The organism is Coprococcus sp. AF51-11b1, assembly GCF_027682785.1.
In the GTDB taxonomy this organism is placed as follows: domain Bacteria; phylum Bacillota; class Clostridia; order Lachnospirales; family Lachnospiraceae; genus Allocoprococcus; species Allocoprococcus comes.
Genome location: NZ_JAQCZB010000010.1, coordinates 150186 through 164687, shown reverse-complemented (window position 1 = coordinate 164687; position 14502 = coordinate 150186). Strand labels below are relative to the sequence as shown.

At 43.1% G+C, this 14502-nt stretch carries 14 protein-coding genes and 3 pseudogenes; 1 reads left to right on the top strand and 16 read right to left on the bottom strand.

Going from position 1 to position 14502, the window contains the following annotated elements:
• Both cls and PGY05_RS11255 read right to left on the bottom strand, forming a co-directional pair.
• The coding region (gene cls / locus PGY05_RS11260) for a cardiolipin synthase (protein WP_270475931.1) at positions 1-1406 on the bottom strand (1406 nt) is incomplete at its 3' end.
• 35 nt (positions 1407-1441) lie between these two features.
• Positions 1442-2122 (bottom strand): GTP pyrophosphokinase, encoded by a 681-nt coding sequence (locus PGY05_RS11255; RefSeq protein ID WP_009203863.1) that lies wholly within the window; start codon positions 2120-2122, stop codon positions 1442-1444.
• Between the two features lie 221 nt (positions 2123-2343).
• Between PGY05_RS11255 and PGY05_RS11250 the strand changes: the two genes are divergently transcribed.
• Positions 2344-2883, top strand: a complete 540-nt coding sequence (locus PGY05_RS11250) for a restriction endonuclease subunit S (protein WP_117558176.1) — start codon at positions 2344-2346, stop codon at positions 2881-2883.
• On the opposite strand, the gene PGY05_RS16685 is transcribed toward PGY05_RS11250, so the two are convergent.
• The 14 genes and pseudogenes from PGY05_RS16685 to PGY05_RS11180 form a co-directional block, all read right to left on the bottom strand.
• Complete coding sequence (locus tag PGY05_RS16685) at positions 2862-3059, bottom strand: restriction endonuclease subunit S (RefSeq protein ID WP_256171082.1); 198 nt, start codon at positions 3057-3059, stop codon at positions 2862-2864. The two genes, PGY05_RS11250 and PGY05_RS16685, sit on opposite strands and share 22 nt — an antisense overlap.
• Positions 3039-3443, bottom strand: a pseudogene (locus PGY05_RS11240) (helicase); the annotation flags it as partial. The pseudogene PGY05_RS11240 and the gene PGY05_RS16685, both read right to left, overlap by 21 nt.
• Positions 3436-5292, bottom strand: a complete 1857-nt coding sequence (locus PGY05_RS11235) for a recombinase family protein (RefSeq protein ID WP_001820670.1) — start codon at positions 5290-5292, stop codon at positions 3436-3438. The gene PGY05_RS11235 and the pseudogene PGY05_RS11240, both read right to left, overlap by 8 nt.
• A gap of 54 nt (positions 5293-5346) precedes the next feature.
• Positions 5347-5538 carry a hypothetical protein gene (locus PGY05_RS11230; protein WP_001820669.1) on the bottom strand — a complete coding sequence of 64 codons (192 nt, stop codon included), beginning with the start codon at positions 5536-5538 and terminating at the stop codon, positions 5347-5349.
• 71 nt (positions 5539-5609) lie between these two features.
• Positions 5610-5840 (bottom strand): YdbC family protein, encoded by a 231-nt coding sequence (locus tag PGY05_RS11225; protein ID WP_001206986.1) that lies wholly within the window; start codon positions 5838-5840, stop codon positions 5610-5612.
• 45 nt (positions 5841-5885) lie between these two features.
• Complete coding sequence (locus tag PGY05_RS11220) at positions 5886-6740, bottom strand: ParB/RepB/Spo0J family partition protein (RefSeq protein ID WP_000743700.1); 855 nt, start codon at positions 6738-6740, stop codon at positions 5886-5888.
• 8 nt (positions 6741-6748) lie between these two features.
• Entirely contained in the window at positions 6749-7714 is a 966-nt protein-coding gene (mobV, locus tag PGY05_RS11215; protein WP_001820668.1) for a MobV family relaxase, read from the bottom strand.
• Between the two features lie 517 nt (positions 7715-8231).
• A pseudogene (locus PGY05_RS11210) lies at positions 8232-9264 on the bottom strand (AAA family ATPase).
• Between the two features lie 154 nt (positions 9265-9418).
• Positions 9419-9893: pseudogene (locus tag PGY05_RS11205) on the bottom strand (RNA polymerase sigma factor).
• An 83-nt stretch (positions 9894-9976) separates the two neighbouring features.
• On the bottom strand, positions 9977-10402 hold the full coding sequence (locus PGY05_RS11200) for a sigma-70 family RNA polymerase sigma factor (RefSeq protein WP_000323895.1): 426 nt from the start codon (positions 10400-10402) through the stop codon (positions 9977-9979).
• Positions 10403-10496: 94 nt separating this feature from the next.
• The gene (locus PGY05_RS11195; protein ID WP_105116765.1) at positions 10497-11006 is read right to left on the bottom strand and encodes a sigma-70 family RNA polymerase sigma factor; all 510 of its coding nucleotides are present in this window, start codon (positions 11004-11006) and stop codon (positions 10497-10499) included.
• Between the two features lie 490 nt (positions 11007-11496).
• The gene (locus PGY05_RS11190; protein ID WP_004614788.1) at positions 11497-11667 is read right to left on the bottom strand and encodes a cysteine-rich KTR domain-containing protein; all 171 of its coding nucleotides are present in this window, start codon (positions 11665-11667) and stop codon (positions 11497-11499) included.
• Positions 11668-11721: 54 nt separating this feature from the next.
• On the bottom strand, positions 11722-13641 hold the full coding sequence (gene tet(O) / locus PGY05_RS11185) for a tetracycline resistance ribosomal protection protein Tet(O) (RefSeq protein ID WP_014636291.1): 1920 nt from the start codon (positions 13639-13641) through the stop codon (positions 11722-11724).
• Between the two features lie 366 nt (positions 13642-14007).
• Positions 14008-14382 (bottom strand): TnpV protein, encoded by a 375-nt coding sequence (locus tag PGY05_RS11180; RefSeq protein ID WP_001129922.1) that lies wholly within the window; start codon positions 14380-14382, stop codon positions 14008-14010.
• Positions 14383-14502: the final 120 nt, after the last annotated feature.

The following is a 14502-nucleotide window of genomic DNA, read 5'->3' as shown; positions in this document are numbered from 1 at the left end:
AAACAGCCGTTTTCAAAATGGTGATATAAACTTCGATAATCCAGATTAATTGTTCCACAGGTTGCCATACAGTCATCTGCCACACTCATTTTTGCATGACAGAAACCAGGAGTCCACTCATAAACACGAACACCATGTTTAACTAATCCATGATAAAAAGAACGAGTTATATTATAAATGAACTTCTTATCAGGGATACCCGGTGTGATAATTCTTACATCTACCCCTCGCTTAGCAGCCAGGCATAACGCATGTGTCATTTCATCTGTTATGATTAGATATGGAGTCATAAACCAACAGTATTTTTCAGCTTTATTTATCATACTGATATAAACTTCTTCTCCTACCTGCTCATTATCCATAGGACTGTCTGCATAAGGTTGAACAAACCCAGTTTGCTGTGCCGCATAATCATAATGGAAAAGGTATTTACTAAAATCAGAATCATTAGCATCCTTATCACTTACTGCATTCCACATCTCCAAAAATGTCACCGTAAGCGACTGAACAGCATCTCCTTCTAAACGAATACCTGTATCTTTCCACTGTCCGTACGGGTGTGTGTAATTAAAATATTCATTTGCGAGATTATATCCACCTGTAAATCCGACTTTTCCATCAATAACTGTTATTTTTCTATGATCACGGTTGTTCAAAAACAGATTTAAACCTGGCATAAACGGATTGAATACACGGCAATGAATTCCTATTCGCTCCATTTTTTTCACAAAATCTGTATTAATAAAGCCTATAGAACCCATATCATCATAGAATACTCTAACTTCCACACCTGCTTTTACTCGCTCTTCCAGAACATCTTGAATCTTATGCCATGCTTCAGCGTCTTCTATCGCATGATATTCCATGAAGATAAATTTCTGTGCTTTCTTCAAATCCTTAAGCTGTGCCTCTAATCCTGTCACTGCTTCATCAAAATACACAATATCTGTATTCTGATAGATTGGATACTGCGAATTTCTTTGTATGTAACTTGCGATATTTCCTGCTTTCGGAATCGTTTCTTTTATTCTACTCAAACACTCCTGATTGTCAGGAAGCATTGGTAATAATTTACTATCAATTTCTGTATATCGTTCACGCATTTTATGTGTGCCACCATTCAAACCAATCAACAAATACAGGCCTACACCCATAATTGGGAAGATTAGAATTAAGATGACCCAAGGCATTTTCATAGAAGAGGTCTTATCTGATGCGTACAATCCCAAAACCAAGATTCCACTCAAAATCCTTGTAAATAAATTTATAATTTCTGCATATTCATTCAAGCGTGTTACGATAGTAATAATAAAAATTACTTCCAGAAGAATGCAGACTATGGAAAAACACAGCCGTTTTACCCCATTTTTTGTTTTTGCTTTGCCCTCTAAAGTATCTTGCTTCATATATATTCCACCTTCCTACTTGCTCAGTTTTCTGCCTAAATTTCATGAAACATACCAATTTTGTCTTTTATTCTCTGCATTTCATTATCCGCTTCAATGATAGCTCTTGCAGAATGAAGTAATTCTTCACTTATCTCATCATAACCAGGCATTTCTTCAATTCCTTTTTTATAGCGAAGTTGATGTTCCAATGTTGCCCAGAAATCCATACCATTGGTTCGGATCTGTAATTCTACACGCATAGGTGTTTTACCCTTAGCAAAAAATACTGGTATTTCAACAATCATATGATAGCTTCGATAACCATTTGGTTTTGGATTTTTTATATAATCTTTTATTTCAATAACTTTAATATCATCCTGTTGGGTAATCAAATCTGATATCATATAAATATCGTCAATAAACGCACAAACTATTCGAACGCCTGCTACATCATTTAAATATGTCTGTATATTTTCTGTTGTAAAATCATGTCCCATTTTCTGCAATTTATTGTAAATACTATTGGGCTTCTTAATCCTTGTTTTTATAAAAGAAATAGGATTTCGATTGTTCTCAACTGAAAATTCATCATCCAAAACCTCAAGTTTAGTTTGTATCTCCCGAATAGCACAACGATACATCATCATTAAATTATAAAATTTTGTAGCATTATTTAAAAACTGTAGTGATTCCGGACTGTCCATCCAGAGTTTTTTTACTTCATCCTTTGTCATGGTACTTTCCTTTCTACTTCATCCCCGTATTCAAAACATTATTTATTTTGATAGTTGATTCGTTCTCCTTGAATTACTGGATAACAAGGCTATCTATATAATTTAGATATTTCTCTTTGGTCATGACTCTTTTACAATAGAAATTTCTCGATCGTATCTATCTTCTCCATTCCACTTTAAATGATTATTTAGAACAGCTACTTTGCTTGTTGTATGAAAATATGATGAATGATGCTCAAACTGGGAATATTACTGGTCATAATACAATTGCATCTGCTTTGACCAATATTGTTACTGGGAAGGAAGATGCAAATTTTTCATCACCAAATGGGAAATATAATTTCTTTACTTGCTCAAGTAATACATTGAAATGTGATGAATATGCGTTCAATGCTTCATCTATTTTGATAGCCGGCAATGGAGAGTTTAATGTTAAGCATTATACAGGAAAATTTAATGCTTATCAAAGAACATATGTGTTAATACCAGACCTAGAGTATTATGCTCTTCTGTATTTAGCAAGCATGTATCAAATAAAGTCATTTAAATCTGCAGCTTCAGGTTCGATTGTAAAATTCATTACCAAAGGAGATATTGAAAATATTCCAGTTTTTATTCCTGATAATAAAGCTATTTTAAACAAGTTTAATTGTTTGCTCATGCTTCAAGAACAATATCAGAAAGAAAGTGATGAATTAGCCTCAATAAGAGACTGGTTACTTCCAATGCTCATGAATGGTCAAGCTGCCATCGAAGATTGATATGATAAATAATCATTTATCTTATTATTAGTCCTTATCTTAGCGTCGATTTTTTCTAATACTGCAACCATTTTTTTCTGATTCTTCAATGAAATCACGGGAATAGTGTAATTTGGAAACTCCTCTACCGAAATACGATCAACAGTACTTCCTTTATCTGCCTTGTAGCTGGCAATAATCTCCATCAGTTTTGCAATCTGTTGCGGAAAATTCCTTGCAATGTCATCTTCCAGGCGGTACTGGTTATTCATGTGATTAGCTTTTAAAAGCTTTAATTTTGCCACATCCACATCTAATGCCATCTTCTCTTTTACTGCCGGATTTCCGGTTGCAAGTGCTTTGACCTCTGCATAGGACAGCGCCGCTTCGTCCACATCTTCACAACTTCTGACCGGTGCTTTGCTCGTCATAATCTGGGAAATGAATTTCTGCTTGTTCTCGATCAACTGCCACATATAACTGTCGAAAGTGGATTCTGTTACATACCGGAAGATATGAACCTTTTTATTATGGTTTCCCTGACGGATAATACGTCCTTCCCTCTGTTCCAAGTCAGTCGGTCATTTTTTGCGGACAGTTCATACATGCTATCCTTTTCTGTTCTCTGCTCCTGCGTTTGCTCTCGTTTGATTTCTCCCTCCGTATCTTCTTGGCACAAGCAGGACAATACCTTGATGCACCAGAGCCCGGGACATATTCAACGCCGCACACCGTACAATTTTTAGCGGGCATTGCTGCCCACCGTTTTGTAGGTATGATATGTAATTCATCGACAAAGCCGATGAATTTATAGTAAATCTTGATTTCCTGCTTCACTGTTCCGTCTGCCATCTTCTCACGCTCCGAAACAAGTATCTTGTCTATGAGTGCGTTTATAACTGTTGCATCCAGTTCTTTTAAGCCTTGATAATTTCGGATAAGGGCGAGGAAGTCACGGATTCCCCGTGATTTCTCGTAGCTTTCATTAAGAGTTTCCGTCACCTCTTTCAGCCTTGCTTCAATTTCAAGCTGCTCTTTCTGGTATTTCCCCGACATCATCTCAAAATTCCGCTCGGTAATACGCTCCATGACCTTATCCTCGTAGAGAGAGGAAAACAGCCTGTCCAGTTCCGCAAGGCGTTTGTTCAGCTTCTTACGTTCTTTCTCTAATGCTTTCGCCCTGCTCTGGTCTGTTTCCGTGAGCCGCTTTTCTATGGCCCTGACCGCCTTTTCATCATTCACTGCCATATCCGCAAAACAGTTGATGTCGGCAAGAACGGCATTGAATAAATCCCTTGCTTCTATATTGTGGGCACTACACTCGCTTCTTCCGTTTCTTGCATAATTATTACATGAATACTGTACACAGTCGATAATCTCTGGGCGTTTCCTCCTGTGTACGTTCATTGCCCGCAGAGCACATCCGCAGTCCACACACTTGATAACGCCTGCAAAAATATTTACAAATCCTCCCTTGTTCTGTGGAAGCCTACGACTTGTAATAAGCTGTTGGACAATATCAAATTCCTCCTGCGTGACTATTCCCTCATGGGTATTGGGTATCACTTCCCATTCTTCGGGCAGCTTAGAGGGGCGTTTCTTGCTTTTCATATTGGCGGCAATCCGTTTGTAGCCTACAAGATTTCCCGCATATATCGGGCTTCTTAAAATGCTCCTCACGCTGTTCCCACTCCAAATATAGCGTTTGTCCTCGTTCCCCTCAAAATGACGTTCAAAGCCTGTTTCGCCACGCTCCGCCGCATAAGCGGCAGGGCGTAGGATATGCTGTTTATTAAGATGTCTGCAAATTTTGGCAACTCCATTCCCTTTTAATGCAAGGTCGAATATCTCTTTTACAACATGTGCCACTTTATCATCTATCAGCAGATGGTTGTGGTCGGCAGGGTCTTTGATATAGCCATAAGGGGCGGTAGTTCCCATGAATTTCCCCTGTTGAAACCTCGCCCGATATGCCGATTTTATCTTAACAGATATGTCAGCGGCATACATTTCGTTTAAAATGTTGCGGAAAGGCGTGATGTCCATAGCAGATTTATTCAAGGTATCTACGCCGTCATTGACCGCTATATACCTCACGTTATGCTCTGGGAAGAAAACTTCCAGATATAACCCACAATCAAGATAGTTTCTCCCCAGACGGGATAAATCTTTCGTAATCACGCAGTTTATCAGACCGCTTTCAATGTCTTTTATCATATTCTGGAAACTTGGTCTTTGGAAATTTGTACCAGAATAACCATCGTCCACATACGTTTTTGCTATGTGCCATCCCTGCTTTTTCACATAATCCGTGAGGATGGATTTCTGTGTCGCAATGCTCGCACTCTCGTTATCCGTACCATCGTCTTTAGATAAGCGGCAATAAATGCCGACTAAATAGATTTTCTTTTCTTCTTTGATTCCTGCCATACTGTAAAACCTCCGTATCTGTCCTATCTGTTTTCATGTCCCATTGCGTACATTCTAAGCGGACAGCCCCTCATTGTCGAAGGTGTCGCCCTCGGCAATCTTCTTCCGAATATCCTCGGAGATAATCGGGACAAACGCTTCTGTAACGGTCTGTGTGCCGACATATTCACGGCTGATTATCATCTGCACTGGTGCTTTTGGCACGATACGCTTTCTCTTTTTATCTGCTTTCTTATCCTCGCCCATACTTAAATCTTCCTTTCCAGACAGGGCAGGGAAGAGTTTGGAAATGTCCCCGCCCTGCCAATCAGATACCATTAATCCTCGCTGTTTAATTCTTTCTGTAATGCTTTAAGGAGTGCCGCCGCTTCATCAGCGTTCAGCGTGATTCCCTTGCCGCACTTTTCACGGTTCGGGGAAAAGCTGCGGATGTCATACTTCGGCTCTTTCCCATTCCATGAAATGAGATTGATTTCCTTTGTGTAGCCACTGTCGCCCGTAGACAATACTGCGATTTCCTTTACGATTTCATACTGGATTTCTCTCATTCTCCATACCTCAACTCTCTGTATTTACTTCCCGAAAAAAGAAGATTAGCGGCTGTCACGGTTGCGTTTCCTCTGCAACTCACGCTCCAAAAGTTTGATGATGGTTTCCTCCATCTGCTTCGGCGTTGTGTTCTTCGGAAAGTATTTTTTCAGCTTGCTTGTGTTGATTTTCAAGGTTTCTTTCTGGTTGCCCTTTTCCTCCGTCATAATCGCAAATATCGTATCCATGTCAAGCCGCCCGCTCTGGCTTAACTGTTTCATCCGCTGTGCCTGTGAGAGTGAGGGCGTTGCTTCTTCGCTCTCCATCGTGGCAAAGAGGTTTTCCTGCTCGTCTTTCTTCAAGAAGGACAGTTCCACCGCAGGCGTGAGGGCGATTTTCCCCTCGTCCACCATCTGCAAAATCGGCGGTATCAGTTCCGTCAGGCGGATAAAACGCTGCACGGTCATCCTGCCCACGCCGAAGCCCTGTGCCACCTTGTCGTCCGTCCGCAACTTCGTCACAACTTGTGACGAGGTTAAGTCTGTGCGGAAACCCTGCCGCTTCATGGCTTCGGATTTCATCTTGTAAGCAAACGCCCGCTCCGATGGCAGGATATTCTCACGCTGCAAATTGCTGTCTACAAGGGTGATGATGGCTCGGTCACGGTCTAAGGGCAGGACAAACGCAGGCACGGTATTTATCCCTGCAAGTTCAGAAGCACGGACACGCCGCTGTCCTGCAATCACTTCATAACCGTCCCCGTCCTCTTTCGGGCGTGTGATTATCGGCGTGACAATGCCAAATTCCTTGATGCTTTCCGCTAACTCTGACAGTGTTTCATCTTCTGCCACATGAAACGGATTGTCGGGGAACGGGTACAAGTCTTTGGTCTTTAACACCTTAAAATCCTGTTTCTTCATTCACATATCTACCTTTCTTTCGCTCTGCTTCTATGATTTTTCTGCAATTCTTCCAACACTTCGGGCGGTATTTTTGACAGCAGCCGCCCCATCTGCTCGTTGGTTCTCTGCAATTCAAATATCTTCTGATTCGCTTTCTGCACCTTTAGTTCCTGCTCGTACTTTTCATCACGCATACGCCCCGCATAGTCTGATTCCTGCCCAATTCTCTCTTTCAAACTGTCGATATACGCCTGCTGTTTCCCGATTTCCTTAGAGAATTTCTCCACGTCTGGCAGCCATGCAGAGAGTAAATCTAACGCTTTATCCCTTTTCTTCCCTGCGTTAAAGGCGTTGATGTCGGATAGGGCAGACACGATTTCTTCATACTGTTTATCAAGCCTGCCGCCTAATTTATAGAGCCATGTGGGGACGTGTTTCCGCTTGGTTTCCATTGAGGACTGCCCCCGTTCAAGCTGATTCCACCGTGAGGACATCCGCTCATGGTAGGCGGTCTGCCACTCGGATAATGATTTCTGGTTGCCTAAGATAGCTTTCGCTGACAGCTTATTGTCTGGCGTAATCGGCACAAAGCAGAGGTGCATATGGGGCGTTCTCTCGTCCATATGGACGACAGCGGAGAGGATATTCTGCTTTCCAACACGCTCCGAAATGAAGTCAAGAGCCGTCTGGAAATACGCTTTTTGTTCTTCGGGCGGTAACTGGTTCATAAATTCTGGTGAAGCTGTGATGAGCGTTTCCACCATCATCACGCTGTCTTTCCTTGTCCTGCACCCCGCTTCGGCTACCATGCGGTTAATCTCTTTCTTGTAGGTGTACTTTGGTGGTGCTATGAGATGGTAATTGTTTTTAGAGCGTTCCATATCTATATCTGGGTTGCTTTTGTAGGCTTCTTTCTTCCGCTCGTTGTGGCGTTCACAAGCCGCAACGCCGCCCGCTTTTCGTTTCTGGAAACGCAGGATTGCATAAGGCATAGGCGGATTCCTCCTTTCTTTCGGCGGGTGACCGTCCTTTGGGGTGACAGCGGTGACGGTGGTGACAGCAGTTTTGGGATACCCCCTGCCGACTGCCGCAACTGTCACCCTCACCCCCTGCATGACGGTCATGTCGATGATGACGGTGTTTTTGGGATACCCCCCTCGCAAGAGCCGTCACCGTCATGCCGCCATTCTTTTATCCGAAGCCGTAAGGCGTAGGATAGCAGGGCACAGCCCTGCCTTAAGGGAGTCCAGAGGGAACGTCTGGCACACGACTTTGCAGGGCAAAGTGTAGTGTGTTACACCCTGTAAACGCAGTCGGAAAAATCGGAATGATTTTTCTGACCGCAGGGGTGGTTTTACACGACCGAAAAGGGCGAGTAAATCTCACGCCTGCATTTTGCGTTTACGGGGTGTTCTCCCGTAGGGATGACAGCGGCAGGGTATCCTAAAATCACTGTCACCACCGTCACTGCTGTCACCCGCAGGGCAGAGCCGCCAGCTTTACATGGCTTTAAGCGTCAATGACAGTAACAGGGGGGTATCCTAATATCGCTGTCACCACCATCACCGCTGTCACCCGCCCTCCTTGCAAGGGCAATCCGCCTGCCGTCTTTCCTGCGGCTGTACTGGTAGCAGATACGGTTCTCGCTTAAAAATGTGGTGCGGTATTCATTCAGCCATTTCGTAATCACCGTGGGTATGGTTTCCGTTTCCCCCATAGCGGCTAACAGTTCCGTTGCCGTGCCTATCCATTCTTCCTTATCCCTCATAAAATCCACCAACCGAAAAAGGACATCTGGTATCGTTTCTTTCGCAAGCTGCTCCTGCGTTTTCCGCTCCACAAGCTCCCAACGGCAATCACGGAAACGCAGCGTGTATTCCTGATAAGGCGTGTCCCTGCCCGTCACATACAGCTTGGCGGTGTCAGACGCACGTTTCTCCTTTTCCAGAACAAAGGTAGCGTCCGCACTCCCCGTTAATCCTGTCGTCCCAGACACCTTGTTGAACACGTCGCTGTCATTCTGCTTTCGGATGTGGTGTACGACAATGACCGCCAGAGAGTGCCTGTCGGCAAAGTCTTTGATGAGGGAGATGTCCCCATAGTCGCTTGCATAGGCATTGTCTTTTGAAGCTGTACGGACTTTCTGCAAGGTATCAATGACAATGAGCCTGCTGTCTGGGTAATCTTTCAGATAATCTTCAAGCTGCACGATAAGACCGTCTGACAGCTTGCAGCTTGCCACGGCAAAGTGGAGCCGCCCGCTTGCTTCGTCCGTCAAACGAAATAACCTGTCCTGTATGCGGCAGAACGTGTCCTCAAGGCAGAGGTAAAGCACATCGCCCTCCATTGTCGGCATATCCCATAAAGGGATTCCCTGCGACACGCATAAGCATAGCTTCAGCATGAGCCAGCTTTTGCCTATCTTCTGTGAGCCGCAGAACAGCGATAAGCCTGTCGGGATAAGGCTGTCCACCACAAAGGATGGTTTCTCAAGCGGTTCATAAAGGAGCGTTTCGGCGTTGACTGTCTGTAACTTCTGCATGGCTTTCCTCCTTTCGGGCGGTGTCTTTGTTTTCGTTGCACATAGGCGTTGACCTCCTTAAAAATAGATTTACTCCCACGGAAAAAAGTGAGAGTATGTAATGCCGCCAATCCCACACAAATAAAAAACAGATTTCTTTTTCGGGCGGTGTCGGTCACGGTTGGAGATATTTCTTCAATTTCCGCCTTTACTTTCTCCTTTGCAATCGCAACAGATTTCTGTATTGCCGAAGCGGTGCAATGCTCCATAGCGGCGATTTGGTAAAAATTGAACTCATACTCGTAGTAGAGCAGGAAACGCCGCCTTTGTATCTCTGGAAGGCTCCCAACCGCCTTATAGAGCGTTTCATTCCGTTCTTCCTCAACCATGCGTTCATCAAGGCTCTTAGGCACACGCAACGCCCGTCTGTAAAGGGTTTCGTCCCATACCTCGTTAAACTCCCTGTGCCGCTCGTCCCATTAGAAAAGATTCCTGTTCCTGCGCTCCATCTGCCGAAACTCCATAAAGAACTGTTCCGACACTTCCAACTCGTGGGATTTGCCCTGCCCGTCCTTAAAGCTGATAAAATACCTTGTGCCGCTTTCCGTGGATTCCTCCCGAAGCGTGTATGCCTTAACCCTGTATGCCATCCTGTTGTCCTCCTGCAAAAAATGAGTGAGGGGATTTCCATCCCTCACCCAGTAGCCCGCAGGATGGCAGGCTGTTTTAGAAGCTATAAAATTTTCCGCAGCTTCTTCCGCAGATGGTCTAACCTCGCATAGATGGCACCAGTCGTCAAATGCACAAGCGGGGCAATCTCCTTTGTGGAATACCCCTGCATTTTCAGCAGGACGATTTTCAAGGTACGCCCGTCCACCGTGACTAATACTTGATAGAGATTTTCGCTCTCAATCTCTTCCAGTAACTCCGCAACCGTACCCACTTCCGCCTGCCGCTCCCTGCCTGCCATGTCCTCAAGATATTCCGCAACGTCATTCGTCCATCGGTAAAACCGCCTGTTGGAATTGAAGTCTGCCCTGTCCGCCATGCGTATCTGCTCAATGGTCGCTTCATCAACGCCGCACTCACGCAGCAGCTTTTCCTCCGCTTCTTTCCAGATACGCCATTTCCTGTCCTCCCGTCCGTGGTTGTATGCCATTCTTACTTCCTCCAATCAGAATTGATTGAGAGGGCAGAGAAAAGCCCCCTCATCTTCCCAAAGGAAAAAACAAGGGGGCTGAACGCCTTAAATTTTAATTTTCTATTATCTTTCTTAGTTTTATTAGGATTCTGGCTTTGCGTTTGTTTACAACGCTCTGGGTTATGCCCAACCTCGCCCCGACTTCACGCTCGGAAAGTCCGTCAAAAAAGATTGCCTGTATCAGCTCCTGTTCACTATCCGACAGCAAAGGCAGGGCGGCTTTCAGCCTGTCCACCATGACCGCATTGACAACGGTTTCTGCAATGTCCACCGCTTCATCAGTGATAAAGTCCAGAGGATTCCCCTCGCTGTCCGTAAATCCGTCGAGAGATAGCAGTCTATTCTTTGTATCTAATTTTTGCAGATAACGCCACCGTTCCTTGTCACGGTAGAAGTCTGTGTATTGCTCCCTCACGACTTCAAGCAGACAGCCTTGAATGGGGATAAACAGCTTGTCCATATAGGTCTGGTCGGATTCCCTGCAACGGCAGAACTCCGTGTAGGATAATTCCACATAGCCGCCACTTTCTCTGATATATACCTTTCTTGGTGCATATTTCACCATAAATACCTCCCATCTGAATTTTTGAAATGTAAAAAATCCAGATGGAGAGGCGGAGAACGACACCGCATATCAGAAACAGCCCTACGGCACTTTCCAACAAAAATCGACAAAAGAAAAACCGCAAAGGCTCTGTGACCTTTACGGTTATAGGAAATAGTAATTCTATTGTATGGAGATTGTACTTCTACTTTCAAGGTGAGAAGTACCGTTGCACTGGCAGAAATTTTTTTAACTGGTTTCCTGCCGTTCTCTGATATGCTATGTATTGATAAATTTTGCTTCGTATGAGCAGATAGATAACTGCCCGAAAAAAGGACATAAAAAAATCCCTCCAAATTTAAAAACAAATTCAGAGGGTAATTTAGGGTATAACAAAATAACCCACCCGAATATCGTTTTTTTTATTTGGTGAGTTTGTTCTTTCAAATACGAAACAAAAAGAGCCGATGATTCGTGAATTGTTCCACAATTTCATCGGCTCTGCGTCTTAAGCGTCTGGCTCTTTGATGACAGTTATCTTCAAGTTGTCAACTTTAATCAATCTTTCTTGTCTGCATTTTGGACAATAAAGGGGATAATTCTCCAAAACAGTGTCCTTCCTAATTTTATTACGGGTTTTGCTCCCACAAACAGGACACAATATCCATTCGCATTTCATCATAATTAGTCTCTAATCCTTTCAAATCTCATTTTATATGACTTTTGCAAGCTGTTAAGCTAACTTGTGGAACATATGCCGAACCTTATCTATACGGCTATTCGGGCGGCGGGGTTGGCAAATAAATTTACCAATAGCTGGCTGGTATCCTTTTAACTCTGTCAAGCAGACTCCCTGCCCATTTGTGAAATAAGTTAAATCGTTCCTGTATTCTTGAATACATCTAGCAGGGATTTCTCCTTTCAGAATGACCTCGTCATTCTTTATCTGAGTACTTACAATATCTGCACAATACCTTGGAGCATCATGATACGCCCGTGAGAGATATTCCTGCGGTGCATAAATTTCAAAGTGGAGATATGGCTCTAATAGTTCTGTCCCTGCTTTTTTTAAAGCCTGCTCCAATACGATAGGGGAAAGCAGCCGAAAGTCTGCGGGGGTACTTACAGGACTATAATACAATCCATATTCAAAACAGATTTTACAGTCTGTCACTTTCCATCCATACAGCCCCTGCTCGCAGCCATAAAGAACCCCCTCCATAACCGCATTTTGGAACGATTGATTTAAATATCCAAGTGAAACTCTGCTTTCATACTGCACTCCGCTTCCAATAGGGAGCGGCTCTATGGACAACCCGACAGAAGCCCAGAAAGGATTTGGCGGGACTTCTATGTGGATGGTATATTCTGCTTTTCTAAGCGGTCTTTCCATATATATAACAGTAGGCTCTTTTATTTCTGCCTCCACATGATATTTTTCCTCAAGGATGGCACAAATGACTTCCATCTGCACATTCCCCAAAAAAGAAAGTATAATCTCATGCGTTGTAGTATCCACATAATATTTTAAAAGAGGGTCGCCATCTGAAATTTCTGTAAGTGCCCCAAGCAATATTTCCCGCTGTTCAGATTTCTTTACTGCAATCGTTGTTTGGAGCATAGGGAGAGGATTTTCAATAAATTTTCTCTGCGGCAACAGCATTTCGTTCCCCAAAATACTGTTTAGCTGCAAAACATCATTTGGTAAAATTACAATATCACCAGAGCAGGCTGTATCGGATGAATATAATTCACCGTTTGTCGGAACACACATCTCTGTGATTTTTATTTTCTCTTTTTCAGATATTTTAATAACATCCCTCAAATGCAATGTTCCGCTATATATACGCACATAAACAAAACGCCGCCTTTTCTCTGAATATTCAATCTTAAAAACCTGCCCGCATAGTTCAGATTGACCTTCAGGCGTTGATGAATAAAACTTACTGGCAATCACTTCTATAAGCTGCCGAATCCCCAGATTGTTTTTAGCACTTCCGTGATAAACGGGAAATAACGTTCCGTTTTGGAATCTCCTGTTTTCTTCCTGTTCCAGTTCTGACATTTTAAACGGTTTCCCTGACATATATTTCTCTAATAGTTCATCGTTTCCCATAATTACCGCATCCCACTGTTCCATATCGTCATTGTCCGTTACATTTATATGGGGATGCTGCCCAACCTTTTGCTTCACTATAATTTCCGAAGAAAGCTTTGCTTTCATTTCTTGATATACCATTGGCAAATCAATCCCCTCTTGGTCAATTTTATTGATGAAAAAAATTGTCGGAATCTTCATTGTCTGTAGTGCATGAAACAGTATACGGGTCTGTGCCTGTATGCCATCCTTTGCAGAAACTAATAATACTGCTCCGTCTAATACGGATAAAGAACGGTATACTTCCGCCAAAAAATCCATATGGCCTGGCGTATCTATAATGTTGACTTTTACATCCTCCCACTGAAAAGATGTCACTGCTGTCTGGATAGTGATTCCCCTTTGACGCTCCAAATTCATTGTATCTGTCCTTGTTGTGCCTTTATCTACGCTCCCTGGTTCTGCAATTGCACCACTGGTATACAATAAACTCTCCGTTAATGTTGTCTTTCCTGCGTCAACGTGAGCCAGAATGCCTAAGTTAATTATTTTCATGTGATTTTCCTCCTATCAACACCCAAAAAAGGGCATAAAAATACCCAGTGATAAATACTCCTATCACTGGGTAAATAACTCCAATAGCCCCAAAACACTTATATGTTTTCGGGCATATAAAATTACATGATAAAAGTATTCTTAAACTGGGTACAAAAAACTAAGCCCCATATTAAAAGTGAAACGGGACTGCTACTTTTTGTTCCCACTATCAAATTGACAGTTTATTTAAGAATACCTTGCCGCATATTTATTAACTCCTTGTATAATACTGAATCTAATTATACTCCTTAACCCTTTATTTGTCAAGCTGACAAACTAAAGCAGAAAAAGCGGCAGGATTTCCCCCTGCCACTAATCATCTGTTTATGCAAAAATAATTTCCTTTTCCACAATCTCCCTCGCACAAGCCCTTATGTTATTGAGGCATCCTGTCCATTCTAAGGCGTTTTCTGCCTTTAGCTGTTCCGTTATGCCCTGTGCCTGTTTCATACCCTCTATGAGCCTTTCAAAGCGTTCCTGTGCCTGTCTGTTGATGTCGGCAAGGTAGGCGTTTAGCCTGCCGCTTGTAAGAAGATTGGTGTATGTAACTTTACGGTACTGTTTTAGATAATCTAAATGCCGTTGCCCCCAGATGCCTATTGCCTGTTCTTCTTCGGCGGGTACAGTTAAGCACGGTATCAAATAATCCCCTTGCCTTTCGTATTTGCCGCCCAGTTCCTCAAATAATGATTTTGCCATTGTCTGTTACCTCCACATTCTTTTTTATTTTGAATGTCCGCAAAATCCGTCCTACATCAGATGGTTTCCAACCAATATCCAAATGATGCAGGGCAATCAAACGGTCCTATAGTGATAGGT

Coding starts and splice junctions, on each gene's coding strand:
- PGY05_RS11255 (WP_009203863.1), bottom strand. CDS start 2,122: ATGACAAAGGATGAAGTAAAAAAACTCTGGATGGACAGTCCGGAATCA.
- PGY05_RS11250 (WP_117558176.1), top strand. CDS start 2,344: ATGATGAATGATGCTCAAACTGGGAATATTACTGGTCATAATACAATT.
- PGY05_RS11235 (WP_001820670.1), bottom strand. CDS start 5,292: ATGGCAGGAATCAAAGAAGAAAAGAAAATCTATTTAGTCGGCATTTAT.
- PGY05_RS11230 (WP_001820669.1), bottom strand. CDS start 5,538: ATGGGCGAGGATAAGAAAGCAGATAAAAAGAGAAAGCGTATCGTGCCA.
- PGY05_RS11225 (WP_001206986.1), bottom strand. CDS start 5,840: ATGAGAGAAATCCAGTATGAAATCGTAAAGGAAATCGCAGTATTGTCT.
- PGY05_RS11220 (WP_000743700.1), bottom strand. CDS start 6,740: ATGAAGAAACAGGATTTTAAGGTGTTAAAGACCAAAGACTTGTACCCG.
- mobV (WP_001820668.1), bottom strand. CDS start 7,714: ATGCCTTATGCAATCCTGCGTTTCCAGAAACGAAAAGCGGGCGGCGTT.
- PGY05_RS11200 (WP_000323895.1), bottom strand. CDS start 10,402: ATGGCATACAACCACGGACGGGAGGACAGGAAATGGCGTATCTGGAAA.
- PGY05_RS11190 (WP_004614788.1), bottom strand. CDS start 11,667: ATGAAATGCGAATGGATATTGTGTCCTGTTTGTGGGAGCAAAACCCGT.
- PGY05_RS11180 (WP_001129922.1), bottom strand. CDS start 14,382: ATGGCAAAATCATTATTTGAGGAACTGGGCGGCAAATACGAAAGGCAA.